The organism is Pseudomonas meliae, assembly GCF_001400515.1.
In the GTDB taxonomy this organism is placed as follows: Bacteria; Pseudomonadota; Gammaproteobacteria; order Pseudomonadales; family Pseudomonadaceae; genus Aquipseudomonas; species Aquipseudomonas amygdali.
Window position 1 is genome coordinate 1615 of the sequence record NZ_LJQT01000018.1, and the last position, 21571, is coordinate 23185.

Annotated in this window: 17 protein-coding genes and 2 pseudogenes; 4 read left to right on the top strand and 15 right to left on the bottom strand. The window is 60.1% G+C overall.

Annotated features, from left to right (window positions below):
- Positions 1-38 precede the first annotated feature (38 nt).
- The 11 genes from ALO64_RS00550 to ALO64_RS00600 form a co-directional block, all read right to left on the bottom strand.
- Positions 39-1331, bottom strand: a complete 1293-nt coding sequence (locus tag ALO64_RS00550; RefSeq protein WP_002551824.1) for an adenylosuccinate synthase — start codon at positions 1329-1331, stop codon at positions 39-41.
- A 54-nt stretch (positions 1332-1385) separates the two neighbouring features.
- Positions 1386-2573 (bottom strand): ATP phosphoribosyltransferase regulatory subunit, encoded by a 1188-nt coding sequence (locus ALO64_RS00555; RefSeq protein WP_044343250.1) that lies wholly within the window; start codon positions 2571-2573, stop codon positions 1386-1388.
- Positions 2574-2850: 277 nt separating this feature from the next.
- A complete protein-coding gene (gene hflC, locus ALO64_RS00560; protein ID WP_002551822.1) occupies positions 2851-3720 on the bottom strand; it encodes a protease modulator HflC in 870 nt (289 codons plus the stop codon).
- Positions 3720-4919, bottom strand: a complete 1200-nt coding sequence (gene hflK / locus ALO64_RS00565; RefSeq protein ID WP_002551821.1) for an FtsH protease activity modulator HflK — start codon at positions 4917-4919, stop codon at positions 3720-3722. The genes hflC and hflK overlap by 1 nt, the downstream gene beginning before the upstream one ends.
- A gap of 96 nt (positions 4920-5015) precedes the next feature.
- Entirely contained in the window at positions 5016-6317 is a 1302-nt protein-coding gene (gene hflX / locus ALO64_RS00570; RefSeq protein WP_044343249.1) for a ribosome rescue GTPase HflX, read from the bottom strand.
- Positions 6318-6329: 12 nt separating this feature from the next.
- Positions 6330-6590: an RNA chaperone Hfq gene (gene hfq, locus ALO64_RS00575; protein WP_002551819.1), complete on the bottom strand. Its 261-nt coding sequence runs from the start codon at positions 6588-6590 to the stop codon at positions 6330-6332.
- A gap of 91 nt (positions 6591-6681) precedes the next feature.
- Positions 6682-7653 (bottom strand): tRNA (adenosine(37)-N6)-dimethylallyltransferase MiaA, encoded by a 972-nt coding sequence (gene miaA, locus ALO64_RS00580; RefSeq protein WP_044343248.1) that lies wholly within the window; start codon positions 7651-7653, stop codon positions 6682-6684.
- The gene (gene mutL, locus ALO64_RS00585; protein WP_054991637.1) at positions 7654-9600 is read right to left on the bottom strand and encodes a DNA mismatch repair endonuclease MutL; all 1947 of its coding nucleotides are present in this window, start codon (positions 9598-9600) and stop codon (positions 7654-7656) included.
- The gene (locus ALO64_RS00590) at positions 9597-11027 is read right to left on the bottom strand and encodes an N-acetylmuramoyl-L-alanine amidase (protein WP_197710600.1); all 1431 of its coding nucleotides are present in this window, start codon (positions 11025-11027) and stop codon (positions 9597-9599) included. The genes mutL and ALO64_RS00590 overlap by 4 nt, the downstream gene beginning before the upstream one ends.
- Before the next feature lie 2 nt (positions 11028-11029).
- Positions 11030-11458 carry a tRNA (adenosine(37)-N6)-threonylcarbamoyltransferase complex ATPase subunit type 1 TsaE gene (gene tsaE / locus ALO64_RS00595; RefSeq protein WP_232923074.1) on the bottom strand — a complete coding sequence of 143 codons (429 nt, stop codon included), beginning with the start codon at positions 11456-11458 and terminating at the stop codon, positions 11030-11032.
- 29 nt (positions 11459-11487) lie between these two features.
- Positions 11488-12978 carry a bifunctional ADP-dependent NAD(P)H-hydrate dehydratase/NAD(P)H-hydrate epimerase gene (locus ALO64_RS00600; protein ID WP_044343247.1) on the bottom strand — a complete coding sequence of 497 codons (1491 nt, stop codon included), beginning with the start codon at positions 12976-12978 and terminating at the stop codon, positions 11488-11490.
- 63 nt (positions 12979-13041) lie between these two features.
- Between ALO64_RS00600 and queG the strand changes: the two genes are divergently transcribed.
- Complete coding sequence (queG, locus tag ALO64_RS00605) at positions 13042-14136, top strand: tRNA epoxyqueuosine(34) reductase QueG (RefSeq protein WP_044343246.1); 1095 nt, start codon at positions 13042-13044, stop codon at positions 14134-14136.
- Positions 14137-14407: 271 nt separating this feature from the next.
- Here queG and ALO64_RS00610 read toward each other — a convergent pair.
- Both ALO64_RS00610 and orn read right to left on the bottom strand, forming a co-directional pair.
- Positions 14408-15081: pseudogene (locus ALO64_RS00610) on the bottom strand (trimeric intracellular cation channel family protein).
- Between the two features lie 96 nt (positions 15082-15177).
- Positions 15178-15714, bottom strand: coding sequence for an oligoribonuclease (gene orn, locus ALO64_RS00615; protein ID WP_005731116.1), 537 nt, complete (start codon positions 15712-15714; stop codon positions 15178-15180).
- Positions 15715-15822: 108 nt separating this feature from the next.
- Here orn and rsgA point away from each other — a divergent pair, with 108 nt between their 5' ends.
- Positions 15823-16854, top strand: coding sequence for a small ribosomal subunit biogenesis GTPase RsgA (gene rsgA, locus ALO64_RS00620; protein ID WP_002551811.1), 1032 nt, complete (start codon positions 15823-15825; stop codon positions 16852-16854).
- 74 nt (positions 16855-16928) lie between these two features.
- Here rsgA and motB read toward each other — a convergent pair whose 3' ends face one another.
- Positions 16929-17963: a flagellar motor protein MotB gene (gene motB / locus ALO64_RS00625; protein WP_005731114.1), complete on the bottom strand. Its 1035-nt coding sequence runs from the start codon at positions 17961-17963 to the stop codon at positions 16929-16931.
- A gap of 3 nt (positions 17964-17966) precedes the next feature.
- Positions 17967-18818: a flagellar motor stator protein MotA gene (motA, locus tag ALO64_RS00630; protein ID WP_002551809.1), complete on the bottom strand. Its 852-nt coding sequence runs from the start codon at positions 18816-18818 to the stop codon at positions 17967-17969.
- 207 nt (positions 18819-19025) lie between these two features.
- On the opposite strand from motA, the gene ALO64_RS00635 reads away from it, so the two are divergent.
- Both ALO64_RS00635 and ALO64_RS26050 read left to right on the top strand, forming a co-directional pair.
- Positions 19026-20561, top strand: coding sequence for an HDOD domain-containing protein (locus ALO64_RS00635; protein WP_044343244.1), 1536 nt, complete (start codon positions 19026-19028; stop codon positions 20559-20561).
- A gap of 45 nt (positions 20562-20606) precedes the next feature.
- A pseudogene (locus ALO64_RS26050) lies at positions 20607-21419 on the top strand (rhodanese-like domain-containing protein); the annotation flags it as partial.
- Positions 21420-21571 lie beyond the last annotated feature (152 nt).

Here is a 21571-nt window from a genome sequence, read left to right on the forward strand (position 1 = left end):
TTACAAACGCGGCCCTCTTGATACAGCGCGGCGAAGTATTAGCCGAACGGGTGACGCAGCACGATGGTTTCGTTACGGTCAGGACCGGTCGAAATGATATCGATAGGCGCGCCAACCAGCTCTTCGACGCGCTTGATGTAGGCGCGAGCGGCTGCAGGCAACTCTTCCAGGGTCTTGGCACCCAGCGTGGATTCGCTCCAGCCAGGCATCTGCTCGTAGACCGGACGCAGACCCAGGTAGCTGTCGGCGTCAGTAGGTGCGTCGATGACCGCGCCTTCTTCGTTCTCGTAGCCGACGCAGATGTTGATGGTCTCAAGACCGTCAAGCACGTCCAGCTTGGTCAGGCACAGGCCCGAGATGCTGTTGATTTCGATGGCGCGACGCAGGATGACGGCATCGAACCAGCCGCAACGACGAGCGCGACCGGTGGTAGCGCCGAACTCGTGGCCACGCTTGGCCAGGAAAGCACCGACATCGTCGAACAGCTCGGTCGGGAACGGACCCGAACCCACACGCGTGGTGTAGGCCTTGGTGATGCCCAGAATGTAATCCAGGTACATCGGACCAAAACCCGAACCGGTAGCGATACCGCCAGCAGTGGTGTTGGAGCTGGTGACGTACGGATAAGTACCGTGGTCGATGTCCAGCAACGAACCCTGGGCACCTTCGAACATAATGTCCTTGCCGTCGCGACGCATCTCATGCAGCGCAGCGGTGACGTCGAGCATCAGCGGCTTGAGCAGATCGGCATATTCCATGCACTCGTCGAGTGTCTTCTGGAAGTCGATGGCAGGCTCTTTGTAGTAATTGACCAGCACGAAGTTGTGGTAGTCGAGCAGCTCGCCCAGCTTGGCCGCGAAGCGTTCGCGATGGAACAGGTCGCCAATGCGCAGACCGCGACGCGCAACCTTGTCTTCGTAAGCCGGGCCGATACCACGACCGGTGGTGCCGATCTTGAATTCGCCGCGGGCTTTTTCACGCGCCTGGTCCAGTGCAACATGGTACGACAGGATCAGCGGGCAGGACGGGCTGATGCGCAGACGCTCACGCACTGGAATGCCTTTCTCTTCCAGCTTGATGATTTCGCGCAGGAGCGCGTCGGGAGCAACCACTACACCGTTACCGATCAGGCACTGCACGCCTTCGCGCAGTACACCGGACGGAATCAGGTGCAATACGGTTTTTTCACCGTCGATCACCAGTGTGTGACCAGCGTTGTGGCCACCCTGATAGCGAACTACGGCGGTAGCATGTTCGGTCAGCAGATCAACGATCTTGCCTTTGCCCTCATCACCCCATTGAGTGCCCAGGACTACGACATTCTTACCCATAACACTTGTCCTCATTCACGCAAACTTGGTGCCGGCGGCGGCCGGCAGGAATACTCAAGAAGCCAGCGGCATTACCTGCCAGTGCTCGCCATGCTGAATCAATTGCCGGTCACAGTCGGCTTCACGCGCGGCGCTCGCCTGCTGCCCAGGCAAAGCCTGAACCACACGCTGACCTTCACTGCGCAACTGGCAAACCATCTGCCAGAGTGCCGCATCCGTACTGTCCGGCACCCAGATGCCACCAGACGGTAAGACGATTTCTGCCCGCCCCAGGGTTACCAGGGTTTTCAGGTCGGTGGAAAAGCCGGTCGCCGGACGGGCGCGGCCGAAGTCGGCGCCGATGTCATCGTAACGACCGCCCTGCGCGATCGACTGGCCCACGCCCGGCACGAACACCGCAAACACCACACCGGTGTGGTAGTGATAGCCACGCAGCTCGCCGAGATCGAAGTACAGCGGCAACTGCGGGAAACGCGCAGCCAGACGCTCGGCTATTGCCAGCAAGTCGTCCAGCGCGGCCAGCACCGGCGCAGGTGCGCCAGCCAGACGATCACGCGCCGCGTCCAGCACCTCACGTCCACCACACAGATCAACCAGCGCGCGCAGCATTGTTGCGAGCTCTTGCGGGAGATCGGCGGTCAGGGCAACCACTTCATCAATGGCCTTGCGCTGCAGTGCATCGAACAACTGCTGCTCGACTTCTCCCGACAGGCCAGCGGCACGCGCCAGACCACGGTAGATGCCGACATGCCCAAGGTCCATGTGCACATCCGGCACATCGGCCAGTTGCAGCATGGCCAGCATCAGACTGATGACTTCGACGTCACTGCTCGGGCTGGCATCGCCGTACAGCTCGGCGCCCAGTTGAATGGGGCTGCGCGAGGAGGACAGTGCGCGCGGCTGGGCGTGCAGAACGCTGCCCGCATAGCACAGACGGCTCGGGCCTTCACGCTTGAGGGTGTGAGCATCGATGCGTGCAACCTGCGGCGTGATGTCGGCGCGAAAGCCCATCTGCCGGCCCGATTGCGGGTCGATAACCTTGAAGGTGCGCAGGTCCAGATCCGAACCCGCTCCGGTCAGCAGGGATTCGAGATACTCGATATGCGGGGTGACGACAAACTCATAGCCCCAGCTCTGAAACAGATCCAACACCTGACGGCGCGCTACTTCAATGCGCGCCGCTTCCGGTGGCAGTACTTCTTCGATGCCATCTGGTAGCAGCCAGCGGTCGACCGTTGCCATTACGCCATTCCCCTGTGATCCAGGCGGCCAGCCTACAGGCCAGCCTTGAGTGAAGCAGAAAGTGGTGCGCTGTATGACGGGCACGACAAATGCCCGAGACAGGTCTTGCAGACCACTTTCCTCGAAAAATCTTGCCGTGCTCTAATTCAGATACGGCCAATCAATCGTGCAGACGCAAAAAAGCCGGGAATTTCCCGGCTGCCGCATGATACACACGTTTCACCGTACGTTCACCCCACCGGGCGGTTTTGCACTTTGCCGCCCGGCGGGTGATTAATTACGGCTTGGCTTTTTCCAGATAGCGAAAGAATTCGCTGTTCGGATCGAGCACCATCACGTCGCTCTTGTTCGCAAAGCTTTCACGGTAGGCGCGCAGGCTGCGATAAAACGCGTAGAACTCCTGGTCCTGACCATATGCCTTGGAGTAGATCGCGGCAGCCTGGGCATCACCATCACCACGCGCTTCTTCCGACTCGCGATAGGCTTCTGCCAGCAACACACGACGCTGACGATCAGCGTCGGCACGAATGCCCTCAGCCAGCTCGTTACCCTTGGCACGGTGCTCGCGAGCTTCACGCTCACGCTCGGTGCTCATACGCTCGAAAACGCTGCGATTCACTTCCTTCGGCAGGTCGATGGCCTTGACCCGGACATCGACAACTTCGATACCCAGCTCTTTCTCGGCCATGCGGTTCAGCGAACCGGTTATATCAGCCATCAGCGCATCACGCTCACCCGACACGACTTCGTGCAGGGTGCGCTTGCCGAACTGGTCACGCAGGCCCGACTCCAGACGACGCGAAAGACGCTCGTCGGCAATCTGCTTGAGGCCGGAAGTCGCGGTGTAGAAACGCTCCGCGTCCTTCACACGCCACTTGGCGTAGGCATCGACCATGACCGCTTTCTTTTCCAGCGTCAGGAAACGCTGGGTCGGTGCATCGAGGGTCAGCAAACGACCGTCGAACTTGCGCACCTGGTTCACATAAGGAACCTTCACATGCAGACCCGGCTGAACGTCCGCCTGGACCACGCGACCGAATTGCAGCAGAACCGCGCGCTCGGTCTGGGACACTATGTAAAAGCTGTTCCAGGCGATGACTGCCAGTACCACGCCGACAATAAGGGTGATCAGTGATTTGTTACTCATCAGCGAGTCTCCCTGGTACGTACTTCACCACGCTGCTGAGCCTCATTCGCCCGGGCAGCGGCGGCAGCAGCGGCAGCATCATTAGCCGACTGCGATGGCGTACCTGAATTGGAGCCATTGCCGTTACTGCTGCGGCTGCTCTCGATCATCTTGTCGAGCGGCAGATAAAGCAGATTGTTCTGCCCCTTGTCGCCGGTCACGAGCACCTTGCTGGTGTTGCTGAAGACTTCCTGCATGGTGTCCAGATACAGACGCTGGCGGGTAACTTCAGGAGCCTTGCGGTACTCGGCAACCAGTTTGGTAAAGCGATCCGCCTCACCCTTGGCGCGCGAAACCACTTCATCGCGGTAGCCGTTGGCATCCTCAAGGATGCGCTGAGCCTGACCACGGGCTTCCGGAATCACGCCATTGGCATAGCTTTCGGCCTGATTGCGTGCACGCTGCTCGTCTTCACGAGCGCGGATCACGTCATCGAACGCTTCCTGCACTTCACGCGGTGCCGCGGCGCTCTGTACGTTCACCTGAGTGACGGTGATGCCGGTGCGGTAGGTATCGAGGAAGCGTTGCAGACGCTCCTTGATTTCGCTGGCCATCAGTTCACGACCTTCAGTCAGCACCTGATCCATTGCCGTGGAACCCACGACATGGCGCAGCGCACTTTCAGTGGCGTGCTGCAGGCTGATTTCAGGCTGATCGACGTTCAGTACGAAGTCCTGCAGGTTGCTGATCTTGTATTGCACGGTCAGTGGCACTTCGACGATGTTCTCGTCTTCGGTGAGCATCTGGCCCTGCTTGCTGTAGGCACGCTCGCGAGTCACGTTTTCCATGTACTTGCGATCGAACGGCGGGAAGTAGATGTTGAGACCCGGCCCTACGGTTTCGTGGTATTGACCGAAACGCAGCACGACAGCCTGCTCTTGCTCGTCAACAACATAGATAGCGCTGTAGAGCCAGAAAGCGACGAGCACGACCAGGCCGATACCGAGCAAGCCAAAGCCACCGCCCTTGCCTGAACCGCCACCACTGCCGCCGCCATCGCTGCCGCGTTTGTTACCGCCGCCGAACAACCCCTTCAGGCTTTCCTGCAGCTTACGGAAGGCCTCGTCGAGATCAGGTGGTCCCTTGCGGTCGCCGCCACGGCGTTTGCCACCCCAGGGATCTTGATTATTCGAGTTGCCACCCGGCTCATTCCAAGCCATAGCGCTCTCCATCTGATAAAGCAAAGACGCGCCCGCGGCGCGCCGACCAATGCTACAGAATGCTCGCGAAAGCCGTACAACGGCTTTCTCGTGCTTTTATTGCAAAGTGTGTTGCTCGATGAACTCCAGCGGCTGCAATCCTTCGCGACTCACCAGTCGATTGAGTTCAACGCGCGGCAGTCGTACGGCCAACACGCTGGCACCTTCCTCGTCATGCGTTTCGCTCTGCACCGCACCCAATTCAAAAAACTGGGCGCGCAGCCGGGCAAGACTCTGAGGCAAAAGCAGCGTGCCGACAAACAGGTCGTCGCCGAGCAGTTCGGCGATGGCCTGCTTGAGCAGATCCAGCCCTCGACCATCGCGGGCAGACACCCAGACACGCTGCGGCTTGCCATCGGCATCCCGCTGTATCTGAGGCTCCACGCCTTCAAGCAGATCGAGTTTGTTATAGACCTCAAGGATCGGCAAGCCCTCGGCACCGATCTCACCGAGCACGGCCATGACCTGCTCGATCTGCGACATGCGGTCAGGCTCGTGGGAGTCGATCACATGCAGCAGTAAATCGGAGTTGCTCGACTCTTCAAGCGTCGCGCGAAAGGCTTCTACCAGTTTGTGCGGCAGATGGCGAATGAAGCCTACGGTATCGGCCAGCACGATAGGGCCCAGATCATCGAGCTGCAGACGACGCAAGGTCGGATCGAGCGTGGCGAACAGCTGGTCCGCCGCAAACACATCCGAATCGGTCACCGAGTTGAAAAGGGTCGATTTACCGGCGTTGGTATACCCCACCAGAGAAGCCGAAGGGATATCGGCGCGACGGCGTCCACGACGTGCCTGATCGCGCTGGCTGCGAACCTTCTCAAGCCGCCCCTTGATCTGCCGCAGGCGAACCCGCAGAAGACGTCGGTCGGTTTCGAGCTGGGTTTCGCCTGGGCCGCGCAGGCCGATACCACCTTTCTGACGCTCAAGGTGAGTCCAGCCACGGACCAGACGCGTACTCATATGCTCAAGCTGGGCCAGTTCGACCTGAAGCTTGCCTTCGTGGGTACGTGCGCGCTGCGCAAAGATATCGAGGATCAGACCCGTACGATCAAGCACGCGGCACTCGAAAACGCGTTCGAGGTTACGTTCCTGACTGGGCGTGAGGGTGTGATTGAAGATAACGAGATCAGCCTGTTCGGCCTTGACCTGGTCGCGAAGCTCCTCGACCTTGCCAGAGCCAATCAGGTATTTGGCCGATGGCCGATGACGCGGCACGTTGATAAACGCAACGGTATCGGCACCGGCCGATATGGCCAGCTCCTGAAACTCCTGCGGATCTTCGCGCGCCTCAGGGTCCTGACCATCCAGATGAACGAGAATTGCACGTTCACCACCGCTGTGGCGCTCAAAGAACAAGGCAGACTCCTATCAGGCGTTACCTGGCTCGGCGTCTGCGCCGTCAGCGTCGGTAGCGCTGGGAAGGCGAATCGGGCGAACCGGTACGACGGTGGAAATGGCGTGTTTGTAGACCATCTGGCTGACAGTATTCTTCAGCAAAATGACGAACTGGTCGAAAGACTCGATCGTGCCCTGCAGCTTGATACCGTTGACCAGGTAGATCGATACCCCGACCTTCTCTTTTCGCAAGGTATTCAAGTAAGGGTCTTGTAGCGAATGCCCTTTTGACATGTGCCGCACTCCTTTAAGGATCAATAAATAATAAATCGAATTCGATTGGCTTACCGGCCACCCCCCAAGGATAGACGGCTATTGCAGGGACTCAGCTCAATATGGAGACCGATCCCAAGTATTTCAAGGCGCGCGACAGATTGTCGCTGGCCAGACTGTCCAGCCAGTGCAAATCCTCCCAGCTGCGTAGCCAGGTGAACTGCCTTTTGGCCAACTGGCGCGTTGCAATAATGCCGCGCTCCTGCATTTCATCCCGCGTCAGCTTCCCATCCAGGTGATCCCAGACCTGGCGATAACCGACGGCTCTTATCGAGGGCAACCCGGAATGCAGGTCGCCTCTTGAGCGCAATGCCAGTACTTCGTCCAGAAACCCCTGATCCAGCATTTGCTCAAAACGTAGCGCGATGCGTTGGTGCAGCACCTTGCGATCAGCCGGAGCGATGGCAAGGTTCGCGACAGTATAGGGCAATTGCTGACGCCCTGATGCCGCCGCTTCGGTACTTTGCGCAGTTTGTTGCTCGCGGTGTGCCGTCATGCTCATTCCGCTGACCCGATACACCTCGAGCGCCCTGATCAGTCGTTGCGGATCATTGGGGTGAATGCGCGCCGCCGAAACGGGGTCGACCACCGCCAATTGATCGTGCAATGACTGCCAGCCATAGGCCTGTGCATCAGCTTCAAGCTGTGCCCTTACCTGCGCATCGACAGCCGGCATATCCGCCAGCCCGTGCAATAGAGCCTTGAAATACAACATAGTGCCGCCGACCAGCAAAGGAATATTTCCGCGCGCGGTAATTTCCGCCATGGCCGCCAGGGCGTCACTGCGAAAATCGGCTGCGGAGTAGCTTTGCGCTGGGTCGAGGATGTCGATCAGACGGTGTGGATATTCAGCCAGCTGTGCTTTTGAAGGCTTGGCGGTGCCGATGTCCATGCCGCGATAGACCAACGCCGAATCGACGCTGATCAGCTCGCAAGGCAACACTTTGCTCAGTTCTATCGCAAGGTCGGTCTTGCCTGCGGCGGTAGGCCCCATGAGAAAGATGGCCGGAGGTAAAGCATTCATTCATTGACCGCGCAGGAATAATTTATCCAGGTCATTGAGACCCATCTGGGTCCAGGTAGGACGACCGTGGTTACATTGCCCGCTGCGTTCGGTGTTTTCCATGTCACGCAACAGGCCGTTCATTTCCGGGATGGCCAGCCGCCGATTGGCGCGAATCGCGCCGTGACAGGCCATGGTCCCGAGCAACTCGTTCATGTGTGCCTGCACCCGGTCGCTGGTGCCGTACTCCATCAGATCCGCCAGCACATCGCTGACCAGCCGATTGGCCTCGGCCTGCTTGAGCAACGCAGGGATCTGGCGGATCGCCAGGGTTTCCGGGCCAAGCCGCTGCAGCTCGAAGCCCAGGCGCTGAAACGTCGCGATATGTTCTTCGGCGCAGTCCGCTTCACGCTGGCTGACCGCGAGAGATTCGGGCACCAGCAATGGCTGACCACTCAGGCCTTCATTGGCCATCGCTATTTTCAGGCGCTCGTACATGATTCGCTCGTGGGCGGCGTGCATGTCCACCAGCACCAGCCCGTGAGCGTTTTCAGCGAGGATGTAGATACCTTTGAGCTGCGCCAGCGCATAACCCAGCGGCGGGATATCGCCGGGCGACTCCGGCAGCGACGAGGGTGCGGTGCTGGGCAGCGGTGCGAAGAATTCACGGTAGGCGCTTTGCGCTTCGGCCACCGGCACGCCAGAGGTGGGCCGAGGCGTATATTGATACTGATAACCGCTGCCAGCGCCGCCACCGGCAGCAGGCCGGGCAAAAGGCTCGCCCTGCGGCTGTTCCAGCAAGTTGTTGGCCAGACGCATTTCACCCTGCGGCCCGAACTCACCGGCCTCAGGCCCGGAGGGCCGAGGCTCGACGGCGACCGGTACGCTGCCGCCCAGCTGGTTTTCCGGGCGCACATCACCCAATGCACGGTGCAGGGTGCCATAAAGGAAGTCATGCACCATGCGCCCGTCGCGAAAGCGTACTTCATGCTTGGTCGGGTGAACGTTGACGTCTACAGCAGCCGGGTCGACCTCGAAAAACAGCACGAACGTGGGGTGACGGCCATTGAACAACACGTCGCGATACGCCTGACGCACCGCATGAGCGACCAGTTTGTCGCGCACCGCACGCCCGTTTACGAAGAAATATTGCAGGTCGGCCTGGCTGCGCGAAAATGTCGGCAGCCCTACCCAGCCCCACAGATGAAGGCCGTTGCGTTCGATCTGGATAGGCAGCGCCTGCTCCAGGAAGCCCGGCCCGCAGATCGCCGAGACACGTCGTGCTCTGGAAGTGTCGTCATGCGCTTCATGCAGGCTCAGCACGGTCTTGCCGTTGTGACGCAAATGGAAGGCCACGTCGAAACGTGCCAGCGCCATGCGCTTGATGACTTCCTGCAGGTGATCGAATTCGGTTTTTTCGGCCTTGAGAAACTTGCGCCGGGCAGGCGTGTTGAAGAACAGATCGCGCACTTCAACGGAGGTGCCTACCGGATGCGCTGCTGGCTGGACGCGCGGTGCCATGTCACGACCTTCGGTCTCCACCTGCCAGGCCTGATCGGCGTCGCGGGTGCGCGAGGTCAGCGTCAGGCGCGCCACGGAGCTGATCGAAGCCAGGGCCTCGCCGCGAAACCCTAGGCTCATGACGCGCTCGAGGTCCTCCAGATCGCGAATCTTGCTGGTGGCATGTCGCGCCAGCGCCAGCGGCAGGTCATCCGAGGAAATACCGCCACCGTCGTCACGCACTTTCAGCAGCTTGATACCGGCCTGCTCTACATCGACATCTATGCGCCGCGCGCCGGAATCAAGGCTGTTTTCCAGCAGCTCCTTGATAACCGATGCCGGACGCTCGACGACTTCGCCAGCCGCAATCTGGTTGGCCAGACGCGGGCTTAGCAATTCGATGCGCGCAGCGTTCAGGACAGTCTGAGCGTTATCGGCTTCGGTGCCGTCGAGCAGAAGATCGGTCATTGCTGAGTCGCCACCTCGGAACTTGGAATTCGCAGATCCTGGCCAATCTTCAATTCATCGGTTTTCAGATTGTTGGCGCTGCGCAGCGTGGCAATGTTCATGTCATAGCGCGCCGCGAGCATGGCCAGGGTTTCGCCAGAGCGGACCACATGGTTGCGTGGCCCTTGAGCCAGCTTGCCGTTGTCACGCAGCCAGGCAATATAAGTGCCCTGTGGCGGGTTCTGCTGGAAGAACTGCTTTACCCCGGAATTGATCGAACGCGCCAACGCCTGTTGGTGCGACGCAGAACTCAGCTTGTTGGCTTCGTTGGCGTTGGAGATAAAGCCGGTTTCCACCAGAATCGACGGGATATCCGGCGATTTGAGCACCATGAAACCTGCCTGCTCGACGCGCGATTTGTGCAACGAGGTGACGCGGCCAATATTGCTCAGCACTTTCTGGCCTACGTTCAGGCTGGAAGACAGCGAAGCGGTCATGGACAAGTCCAGCAACACCCCGGCGAGCATGCGGTCCTTGTCGTCGAGGCTTACCGCACCGGCACCACCGATCAGGTCGGAACGGTTTTCACTGTCCGCCAGCCAGCGTGCGGTTTCGGAGGTCGCACCGCGATCAGACAAGGCGAACACCGAAGCGCCAAACGCCGCGGTGGACGGCGCAGCGTCGGCGTGAATGGACACAAACAGGTCGGCCCCCTTGGAGCGGGCGATCTCGGTACGTTTGCGCAACGGAATAAAGTAGTCACCGGTCCGCGTCAGTTCAGCGCGATAGCCTTTCTCGGCATTGACCTGGCGCTGCAGCTCCTTGGCGATCGACAGCACTACGTTTTTCTCTTTCTGCCCGGCACCGCCGGAGGCACCCGGGTCTTCACCGCCGTGCCCGGCATCGATCACCACGACAATGTCGCGCTTGCCATTGGGCACCGGGGTCAGCTTGATTTCAGGCTTGGCCGGGCTGACCGGGACAGCGGGCGCGGTATTGGCGGCAGTATCCGGGATCACTGGTGTCGGGTTGGCATCTGCGGCGTTATCGAACAGGTCGACCACCAGACGGTTGCCATACTGCTGGTTCGGCGCAAGCGTAAAGCTTTTGGGCGTCACCGCCTTTTTCAGGTCGATGACCACGCGCAGATCGGTCGGCGTGCGCTGGGCAGAGCGCATGCTGCTGATCGGCGTATTGGCTGTCGATACATTCAGCGGACCACCGAGTGTCGCGCCATTGATATCGATCACCAGACGATCAGGTGAAGTCAGTGTGAATACGCTGTGCTGGACAGGCCCGGACAGGTCGAATACCAGACGTGTGTTGTCCGGTGCTCGCCATAAGCGGACACTTTTTACTTGCGTAGCGGCAACTGCCTCGACAGCCAGGGCCATCAGCAGCAGACCAACTACAGTAACCAGCGCGCGCATGCGCATACCTAACCCCATATCTATTTGAATTCCAAAGCCAAAGTGGCACACCAGCGTTCGCCACGCGAGCCCAGCGGGCTCAATATCACGGACCGACCTTCTCCGTGCGGGCCAATGGTAATGGTCAGGTCAGGCTTTGGCAAAAAGCCTGCACCACGCTGGGGCCATTCAATCAGACAAAGTGCATCGCCGTCGAAGTAATCACGCACCCCCATGTACTCGAGCTCTTCGGGATCGACCAGACGATACAGGTCAAAGTGAAAGACCCGGACGGCACCTATTTCGTAGGGCTCGACCAGCGTGAAAGTAGGACTCTTGACAGCCCCGGCATGCCCGAACCCGCGAATCATTCCCCGCGAAAGAGTTGTTTTTCCAGCGCCAAGATCGCCATCGAGAAAGATGACGCCCACGCCTTCGGTAACCGTTGCCAGGCGTGCACCAAAACTCATCATTGCCTCTTCGCCAACCACATGCAGCGTTAAATCAGACACGGTTGCAGCTCCTCCAATAACTGACGAATGGCAGGAATAATATCGCTGGCAGCCAGCCCGCGACCGTATTCACCGACTTTCTGACCGGCGCTTGCGTGCAGCCACACCGCCAGACAGGCCGCATCGAATGGCGTTAGATGCTGCGCCAGCAGCGCACCGATCAACCCGGCCAATACGTCACCCAGTCCGGCGGTGGCCATGGCCGGATGACCACGGTCGCACAACACCAGTTGCCCGCTCGCATCGGCGATCAGGCTGCCGGAGCCCTTAAGCACACAGACCGTATCGAACTTACGCGCCAGCGCCCGCACAGCAGCGGCCCGGTCAGCCTGAACGTCCTTGATGCCAACGCCCAGCAAACGCGCGGCCTCTCCCGGATGCGGGGTGATGACGCAGCCCTTGGGCAGACTCACCAGACCGGCGGCCAGCATATTCAGAGCATCGGCATCCCACACTTGGGGCCGCTCGGCGTTGGCAGCAGCCGACAGCAGGCTGCGCCCCCAGGACGCCTGCCCTAGGCCGGGCCCGACCACCAATACGCTGGCCGGCTCGATCAAAGCCATCAACTGGTTAGCCGAGCGAATGGCCGCACTCATGATTTCCGGCATGCGCGTCAGGGCGGCCGGAATATGTTCGGCGCGGGTCGCCAGCGTCAGCATGCCCGCCCCGCTGCGCAAGGCGCTTTCGGCGCTGAGCAAGGCAGCACCGCCAAAACCGTGATCGCCACCGATGACCAGCACTCGGCCGAACATGCCTTTATGAGCAGTACGCGGACGCGGTGCCAGCGTCGGCAGACTGGATGCGCCCAGACGTTTCGCGCTGACCGGCACCTGCGCAACCAGCGCAGGGTCGGCGCGCAAATCATCAAACACCAGTTCGCCCACCAGGTCCGCCGCATCGCCTGTCAACAAGCCCAGTTTGAGGCCGATGAAGGTAACGGTCACATCGGCACGCACCGCCACGCCCAGCGTCTGGCCGGTGTCTGCACTCAAGCCCGACGGGATGTCCACGGCGGCGACCGGCAGGCCGCTGGCATTGATCGCCTTGATGGCCGAAACATAGGGCTCGCGCACTTCGCCGTTGAGCCCGGTGCCGAGCAAGGCATCCAGCACCACGCCGCTCAGCGGTTGTCCGGCCCATGCCTGAGTGTCGATGCCGGAAGCTGCCGCGTGCGCCGAAGCGGCATCACCGGTCAATGCAGCCGGGTCGCCGACAGCCAGCACCCTGACTTGCCAGCCTGCCTTGTGCGCCAGCGCGGCCACCAGATACCCGTCACCGGCGTTGTTGCCACGCCCGTCCAACACGGTCAGTTCATTGGCCTGCGGCCAGCGTCGGAGTATCGTCCGCCAGAGCGCCTGGGCAGCGCGCAGCATCAATTCCAGGCCTGGCGTACCGGCAGCAATCAGCCGTGCATCGAGGTCGCGGACCTGCGCAGCGCTGTACAGCGCGTCGGGTAAATGAGGTTTCGTGTCGAACATGCGTCTATAGGCTCCGATGTCTGGCAGAATTATACGCACCTTGGCCCCGGTTTCTCTCTGCGCATGTCCGCTATTACTGCTGTACTTCCCACTTCCGATGATCTCGCCGCCCTTGCCGTCTCAATCAAGGCATGGGGGCGTGAGCTGGGCTTTCAGGAAGTGGGGATCAGCGGTCTGGACCTGGCAGAGCACGAGCAGCACCTGCAACGCTGGCTCGATGCAGGCTATCACGGCGAAATGGACTATATGGCAGCCCACGGCAGCAAACGTTCCCATCCAGACGAGCTGGTGCCGGGAACGTTGCGCGTGGTGTCGCTGCGCATGGACTATCTGCCCGGCGACACCGAGATGGCCCAGCGCCTGACAGAACCGGAAAAAGCCTATGTGTCACGCTACGCCCTGGGCCGTGACTATCACAAGTTGATCCGCAAGCGCTTGCAGCAACTGGCCGAGCGCATTCAACAGGCCATCGGGCCGTTTGGTTTTCGGGCGTTCGTGGACAGCGCGCCAGTGCTGGAAAAGGCCATTGCCGAACAGGCCGGGCTCGGCTGGATCGGCAAGAACACGCTGGTGCTCAACCGCAAGGCGGGCAGCTTTTTCTTTCTCGGCGAGCTGTTTGTCGACATCCCGCTACCGGTGGATGCGCCGCATGCGACGGAACATTGCGGGCGCTGCACGGCCTGCCTGGACATCTGCCCGACGGCGGCCTTTGTCGGGCCTTATGTGCTGGACGCACGGCGCTGCATTTCCTACCTGACCATCGAGCTCAAGACCGCGATTCCAGAAGAGCTGCGGCCACTGATCGGCAACCGGGTGTTCGGTTGCGACGACTGCCAGATTGTCTGCCCGTGGAACCGCTTTGCACGACCAACCGACCAGAGCGACTTTCAGCCGCGCCATAACCTGGACAACGCTGGGCTGGCCGAGCTTTTTTTATGGGATGAAGACAAATTCCTCAGTAGTACAGAAGGCTCGCCCCTGCGCCGCGCCGGGTACGAACGCTGGCTACGCAACCTGGCTGTCGGACTGGGCAACGCGCCCTCCACCATCCCGGTGATCGAAGCCCTGCACGCACGGCGCGACTATCCCTCGGAATTGGTCAGGGAGCATGTGGAATGGGCGCTGCAGAGGCATGGGGTGGCAGACGCAGAGGGCTAACGCGTCTGAGCGGGCCGGGCGACGCTTAACTTGCATGGGAGCGGACTTGTCTGCGAACTGTCGGGAACCGGCAGCAAAAACGGTCGCCTTGGTGCATCAGACACAACAGAGTCAGCAGGTTTCAGGGCCGCTTCGCAGCCCATCGCAGCCGTCGTGACCTCCTGAAGCTCCCACGCCCTCCGGGCAGAAGCCCACTCTGCGGGCATCTCAGGATGTGAATGAAGCAGAGTGCTGCGTATGGGCATGCAGCTCCGGGCGTTCTGCGCCCTCTTCAGGGCTCGTCTTTATAGACGAACTTGGGCATTTCCCAGCGGAATCGGATCGCCAGCAGGCGCAGCAGCAGGCCGCCGAACAAGGTGATGAGCACGGCCTGTTCATCCGGCAGTTGCAGGTACTGGCACAGCAAAAAACACCACGCGACCAGAAATGAAACGCTGGCATACAGTTCGCGACGGAAGATCAGCGGGATGTCGTTGCAGAAGATGTCGCGCAGGATGCCACCGAAGACCCCAGTGATGACACCGCACACTGACGCGATCACCAGACCATGCCCGGCTTCCAGCGCAGTCATGCAGCCGATCAGGGTGAAGGCCACCAGCCCCAGTGCATCCAGCACCAGAAACAACGAGCGCAGGTGGCGCATCAGTGGCGCGATAAAGATCGTCACCAACGCTGCCACACTGGTCAATATGAGGTATTCCGGGTGCTTGACCCAGGGAAGGTCTGAAAAAGCCCCGGTTCCTCTCCAAAAAAATGGACTTTTTCAGAGGATACCCAGGTCAGCGGATAATGGCCGATCAGCACATCGCGCACGGAGCCGCCGCCCAGCGCTGTGACGCAAGCGATCAGAACCACGCCGAACCAGTCCATTCCTCGACGGCCCGCAGACAGCGCGCCAGTCATGGCTTCAGCAGTGATGGCAATGAGATAAAGCATCAGCAACATGGCGGGGACTCTGCGACAAAGGCGCGCAGTCTAACCAGACGACCAGCGCACTGAAAGAGTGCAGCGAAGATTATTCACTGCACGCGCGAGTCTTGATCAAGGCTTGATGAAGTGCTCACGATAAAAGCGCAGCTCGGCAATCGACTCGCGGATGTCATCGAGCGCCAGGTGGGTGCTGCCTTTCTTGAATTTCAGCTCGGGGGACCAGCGCGCCGCCAGTTCCTTGAGGGTCGAGACATCCAGATTGCGGTAGTGGAAGTAGTTTTCCAGCGTCGGCATGTGGCGATACAGGAAGCGGCGATCCTGGCAGATGCTGTTGCCGCAGATCGGCGAACTGCGCTCCGGCACCCACAGCTTGATGAACTCAAGGGTCTGCGCCTCGGCTTCAGCCATGCTGATGGTGCTTTCGCGTACTCGCTGGGTCAGGCCCGAGCCACCGTGCTGGCGGGTGTTCCACTCGTCCATTTTCGCCAGCGTTTCGTCACTCTGGTGCACAGCGATCACCGGGCCTTCGGCCAGGGTGTTCAGCTCGCTATCAGTGATGATCGTGGCCATTTCGATGATGACATCGGTATCAGGGTCCAGACCGGTCATTTCCAGATCGATCCAGATCAGGTTCTGCTTGTTCTGCATGTGTCGACTCCTCAGCGTAGGCGCGCAGTTTAGCTCACCCTGCCGTGCTAGACTCCTGCCGATCAATCGTACTGCCTAATTCATCGGTTACATCACATCGGAACACCCATGGCCAAACGCCAACTCAATCGTCGTCAGAACTGGCGCATCGAAAAAATTCAGGGCGAGCGTGCTGCCCGCGCGGCAAAACGCGAGTCCGCTACGCTTGAAACACTGGAAGGCGGCGACCTCGGCCCCGAACAGACCGGCCTTGTGATTGCTCACTTCGGTGTACAGGTCGAAGTCGAGGCTCAGGAAGGCGAAGCAAGCGGTCAGGTATTTCGCTGCCACTTGCGCGCCAACCTGCCGGCACTGGTCACGGGTGATCGCGTCGTATGGCGCGCCGGCAATCAGGGCATTGGCGTCATCGTTGCGCAACTGCCCCGCACCACCGAACTGCGCCGCCCGGACTCACGTGGCCAGCTCAAGCCTGTGGCTGCCAACGTCGATCTGATCGTGATCGTGTTCGCGCCCATGCCCGAGCCACATGCCAACCTGATTGACCGCTATCTGGTGGCCGCCGAGCATGCCGGGATTCGTCCGCTGCTGCTGCTCAACAAGGCTGACCTGATCGACGAACAGAACGCGCCCGCGCTCAATGCGTTGCTGGCGGTCTACCGCACACTGGGTTACCCGGTGCTGGAAGTGTCGGCGCATCATGGCGATGGCATGCAGACACTGCAAAGCCAGCTTGATGGCCACATCAGTGTGTTCGTTGGCCAGTCCGGCGTCGGCAAGTCTTCGTTGGTCAACAGCCTGCTGCCGGAAACGGATACCCGGGTCGGGCCGTTGTCCGAAGTCTCCGGCCAGGGCACACACACCACCACAACCGCCCGCCTGTTCCACTTTCCGCGTGGCGGCGATCTGATCGACTCACCGGGTATCCGCGAATTCGGCCTGGGGCATGTCAGCCGTGCAGACGTAGAAGCTGGCTTCATCGAATTCAACGACCTGATCGGCACGTGCCGCTTTCGCGACTGCAAGCATGACCGCGAACCGGGCTGCGCCCTGCTCAAGGGGCTTGAAGATGGCCGCGTGCAGCAACAGCGCATGAACAGCTACCGTTCGATCATTGCCAGCCTGCCGCAAGACAGTTACTGAGCACCGAACGCCGCACACAAAAACGCCGCGATGATTATNNTCGATGATCGCGGCGTTTCTGTATCGGTTGCAGCTCAGTTCTGGGCTGGCTCGACCCGCAACTTGCCATCGTCAAAGATATTCAGCTTCTGCCGGATCTCGTGAGGCTGGGCGTATGCCTGTGGGTCTGGCGGTGCCCCGACCGAAGCACCCGGAGCAGCGGGAGTAGCAGGAGTAGCAGGAGCGGCGGGCGCAGGTTTGGGCTGAGGCGCACCACCGGAGTTCTGGTCGCCTTCGATACGCTGCTGAGCCTTTTTGGTCAAAACCACAATGTCGATGCGGCGGTTGACCGGATTGGTCGGGTTCTCGTGATCATAAAGAGCTGACGAGGCATAACCCACCACCCTGGCCACCTGTGAGTCCGGATAGGTACCGGCCACTAGCGCACGACGTGCAGCATTGGCGCGGTTGGCCGACAGTTCCCAGTTACCGAATCCGCCGTTGCCTACAAAAGGTGTCGCGTCGGTATGACCGCTGATGCTGATCTTGTTCGGCACGCTTTTGATGGTGTCAGCCATTGCCAGCAGAATGTCTTCGAAATAAGGCTTGAGACGTGCGCTGCCCGAGTCGAACATCGGCCGGTTGTCAGCGTCCATGATCTGGATACGCAAACCGTCTTGGGTGATCTCGAACAGAATCTGGTCCTTGAATTTCTGCAGTTGCGGGTTTTCCTCGACCTTGTTCTGCAGCTCTTGCAACAGCATCTCCAGACGCTCCTGCTCGACCTCTTCAGCTTTGGTCTCGGAAGTCTCGGCCTCAAGGGGCACGGTGTCAGGTGACGGCGTGGTCTTGACCTCAGGGTTCAGCGTCTGATTCGGCGACATCTCGGGCGAGCCGCCCAGGTCGATCACATACGGCGAACCGCTGTCCGAAAAACCGACCGGGTCCTTGAAGTAACCGGCCACCGCGAGCAACTGTTCGGGCGTGGCAGAAGACATCAGCCACAGCACCAGAAAGAACGCCATCATCGCCGTCGCGAAGTCGGCAAACGCGATTTTCCAGGCACCACCGTGATGTCCGCCACCAAAGCGCTTTACGCGCTTGATGATAATCGGCTGATTATTTTCCATGACTTAGCGACCGCGAACCGCTTGTTCCAGCTCGCTGAAGCTGGGGCGATGCAGCGGGTAGAGAACCTTGCGGCCAAATTCGACGGCCAGCGAAGGCGGCATGCCGGAGGCCGACGCCACCAGCGACGCCTTGATGCTCTCATAGACGTTCATTTCTTCCTTGGCATCATGGGCAAGGCAGGTGGCCAACGGACCGAAGAAACCGTATGCCGCAAGAATACCGAAGAAGGTACCTACCAGCGCCGCACCTACGTGCATGCCGATTGCAGCCTTGTCGCCCGACCCCAGCGACGCCATGGTCACCACGATACCGAGTACCGCCGCCACGATACCGAAGCCAGGCATACCGTCGGCGATACCGGTAATGGCATGGGATGGATGCTCGAGCTCTTCTTTCATGCTCAGCAGTTCCATGTCGAACAAGCCTTCCAGCTCGTGAGGAGCCATGTTGCCGGACGACATGATGCGCAGGTAGTCGCAGATGTACGCGGTCATGCGCTCATCTTTCAGCACACCAGGGTATTTGGCGAAGATCGGGCTGGAGGCGGCGTCTTCGATATCCCCTTCAATCGCCATCATGCCTTCACGGCGGCTCTTGTTGAGGATTTCGTACACCAGCCCCAGCACCTCAAGGTAATAGGCGTGTGTGAAGCGCGAACCGAACATCTTCAGCGACTTCTTGAACACGTGCATGGTCATGTAGCCAGGGTTGGCCTGGAGGAACGCGCCCAGTGCAGCACCGCCGATGATCAAGACCTCGTAGGGCTGGAACAGCGCCATGATCTTGCCATGGGACAGCACATATCCGCCGAGGACACTCGCGATAACGACAATGATGCCGATAATTTTAGCCATAGGAAAAAATACTTTACTGAGTCGGGTTCAGGGACAGTCCGGAAGTTCTTGAATCTCTTCTTCTCCTTATCGGCCTAACTGGGCCAGACTATAGCCGGTTCTTTTGAAAAACCCATTTATCCGCCTCCATAAAAGGAGGAAAATGGCCTCAGCGTCCCGTACGCTGGCGGTTTCCCAGCTCAGATAATCAGCCGCACAGGCCATCGAATGTCGACAGCACACGCAGCACATCATCTCGTTCCGAAAACGCTGGATGCCTGGGTCAAGCTGCTTGACGGCATCGCGTTACCGGTCCCTGCCGTCAATCATGGGCACGTTCGCGCAGCATTGAACGACAGTCGCCGCTCACTGCGTGAAATCGCTGAAATGATGCAGGAAAGCCCCGCACTGGTATTGAGTGTGATGCGCGAGGCCAACCATCACACCCACGGTTTGACCGAGCAGGCCGAGAGCCTCGAGATTGCTATCAACCGCCTGGGGCTGGCGCGTACTGAAATCCTTCTGGGCCGCTTGCCGGCCAAGCCGCCCGAGGAAATTCCCGCGGTCTATCGCCAATTGATTCTGGTCAGCCAGCACGCCACACAACAGGCCAACGGGTTGTTTGCCAGTCGCCTTGCACGACTCTGGCAAGACATCCATATGGGCAGCCTGCTTTTCCTCTCCCCCCTTTGGCCGATGGCGCTGGCCTATCCGAAGCTGCTCGAAGAGCTGGAGTTGCGGGTTATCCACAAGGGCCATTCCAGCCTTGCAGTGGAAAAAGAGCTGTTCGGCGTCAATCTGCTGGAGCTGTGCCTGGCACTCGCCGAATTCTGGCGCCTGCCGATCTGGGTCACGCGCGGTTATAAGTTGCTGATCAACGAGCGACGCGATCTGGCCAAGGTGCTGCGCATCGCCCGCGAAGAACACAGTCCGCTGCAACAGCAACAACTCATGGACGCCGACCCCAACCTGCGGCGCTGGCTGAACCAGCCAGCCAATACTGTTTTGCTGGGTAATGGTCTGGCGCTGGCGGCGCAACATGCCTGGAACAGCCCGCATTGCCTGCGCTGGGAACGGCTGACCAGCCTTTACCTGCAACAGTCGATCAGCGAAGTGCAGCAGCAAGCGCATCAAAACGCTGCCAGCAGCGCGCGTATTCATGCGGAAAAAGACCTCTGGCACCCGGCCGAATCGCTGCTCTGGCCCTGGGATGCGCGCCGTGTAAGGCGCGACAACGAACCAGCGCCACCGCCATCGGCCGACGCCCTGCAGCTATGGCGCAAGCACTGTGCCGAGCTGCTGCAGGACCCCAGCCCGTTCATCAACGCCATGCACTTGACCACCTCGGCCCGCGACGCGTTTATGTCGTGCGGTATGGAGCGGGTCATGCTGCTGATGCTGGACAAGACCTCGACCGTACTGCGCGTCAATCAGATGGCCGGACTGCCGGCCGAAACCGCCTCCTTGCAGCTGTTCATCAAGGAAAGCACCGTGTTGCAACGCTTGCTGACCCAGCCGACGCAGTTGCGCATGACCCCCGCGAACAACGCGCAGTTTGCCGCCCTGCTGCCCGCGCCACTGAAAACCCTGTTCAGTGGCCAGCACTGGCTTATTCGCTCGCTGAGCAACAACGGTAAAGTCATGCTGCTGGTGGTCGCCGACCAGGGTGGTGGGGCCTTGTCGGAAATTTCCGTCCAGGCATTCGGAAAAACCGCGCAATGTATTGAAAGGGCACTTGGCATCTTTAGTCATCGCAAAGCGTGAGGCCTGGCGTACAATTCGCCTCTTTCCTTTCATCGGAGGCTGCAAATGTCCGCATTCACTGGCTTGTCGCTGGTCATCGAACCCAACGATCTGCTTGAGCGTCTAGACGCCCCGGAACTGATCCTCGTGGATCTGACCAGCAGCGCTCGCTACAAAGCCGGGCACATTCGCGGCGCACGCTTTGTCGATCCGAAACGTACGCAACTGGGCAAGCCTCCTGCACCAGGCCTACTGCCCGACACTGCCGATCTGCAGCAGCTGTTCGGCGAGCTGGGTCACAACCCTGATGCAGTCTATGTTGTCTACGATGACGAAGGCGGTGGCTGGGCCGGGCGTTTTATCTGGCTGCTGGATGTCATCGGCCACCACCGTTATCACTATCTGGATGGCGGCGTGCTGGCCTGGGAAGCGCAATCGCTGCCGTTGAGCACAGAGGTTGCGCCCGTTGCAGGCGGCCCGGTCACGCTGACGCTGCACGACGAACCTACCGCCACACGCGAATACCTGCAAAGCCGTCTGGGTGCCGCCAACCTGGCAATCTGGGACGCTCGCGGCCCTACCGAGTATTCGGGCGAAAAAGTAGTCGCGGCCAAGGGCGGACACATACCCGGCGCGGTCAATTTCGAATGGACTGCGGGCATGGACAAGGCACGCAACCTGCGTATTCGTCAGGACATGCCAGAGATTCTTCGCGGCCTGGGCATCACGCCCGACAAGGAAGTGATCACCCATTGCCAGACTCACCACCGCTCGGGCTTCACCTATCTGGTGGCGAAAGCGCTGGGCTACCCAAGGGTCAAGGCCTATGCCGGCTCGTGGGGTGAATGGGGCAATCACCCGGAGACACCGGTAGAACTTCCGGAAGTGGCCGCCGCGCCCGCCGAGGCAGTCGAGGTTGCGCAACCCGTCGCGCCTGCGCAGCCAGCACCAGCCGAAACCGTCGAACCTGTCCGCTCTAGCGAACCGCGACAGGCCTCGCAGAAATATTCAGGACACTCATCCTCAGGACC

Bases quoted from the DNA above. Each gene is read 5' to 3' on its own strand.
- ALO64_RS00550 (WP_002551824.1), bottom strand. From the start codon at position 1,331: ATGGGTAAGAATGTCGTAGTCCTGGGCACTCAATGGGGTGATGAGGGC.
- ALO64_RS00555 (WP_044343250.1), bottom strand. From the start codon at position 2,573: ATGGCAACGGTCGACCGCTGGCTGCTACCAGATGGCATCGAAGAAGTA.
- hflC (WP_002551822.1), bottom strand. From the start codon at position 3,720: ATGAGTAACAAATCACTGATCACCCTTATTGTCGGCGTGGTACTGGCA.
- hflK (WP_002551821.1), bottom strand. From the start codon at position 4,919: ATGGCTTGGAATGAGCCGGGTGGCAACTCGAATAATCAAGATCCCTGG.
- hfq (WP_002551819.1), bottom strand. From the start codon at position 6,590: ATGTCAAAAGGGCATTCGCTACAAGACCCTTACTTGAATACCTTGCGA.
- miaA (WP_044343248.1), bottom strand. From the start codon at position 7,653: ATGAATGCTTTACCTCCGGCCATCTTTCTCATGGGGCCTACCGCCGCA.
- mutL (WP_054991637.1), bottom strand. From the start codon at position 9,600: ATGACCGATCTTCTGCTCGACGGCACCGAAGCCGATAACGCTCAGACT.
- ALO64_RS00590 (WP_197710600.1), bottom strand. From the start codon at position 11,027: ATGGGGTTAGGTATGCGCATGCGCGCGCTGGTTACTGTAGTTGGTCTG.
- tsaE (WP_232923074.1), bottom strand. From the start codon at position 11,458: ATGAGTTTTGGTGCACGCCTGGCAACGGTTACCGAAGGCGTGGGCGTC.
- ALO64_RS00600 (WP_044343247.1), bottom strand. From the start codon at position 12,978: ATGTTCGACACGAAACCTCATTTACCCGACGCGCTGTACAGCGCTGCG.
- queG (WP_044343246.1), top strand. From the start codon at position 13,042: ATGTCCGCTATTACTGCTGTACTTCCCACTTCCGATGATCTCGCCGCC.
- orn (WP_005731116.1), bottom strand. From the start codon at position 15,714: ATGCAGAACAAGCAGAACCTGATCTGGATCGATCTGGAAATGACCGGT.
- rsgA (WP_002551811.1), top strand. From the start codon at position 15,823: ATGGCCAAACGCCAACTCAATCGTCGTCAGAACTGGCGCATCGAAAAA.
- motB (WP_005731114.1), bottom strand. From the start codon at position 17,963: ATGGAAAATAATCAGCCGATTATCATCAAGCGCGTAAAGCGCTTTGGT.
- motA (WP_002551809.1), bottom strand. From the start codon at position 18,818: ATGGCTAAAATTATCGGCATCATTGTCGTTATCGCGAGTGTCCTCGGC.
- ALO64_RS00635 (WP_044343244.1), top strand. From the start codon at position 19,026: ATGTCGACAGCACACGCAGCACATCATCTCGTTCCGAAAACGCTGGAT.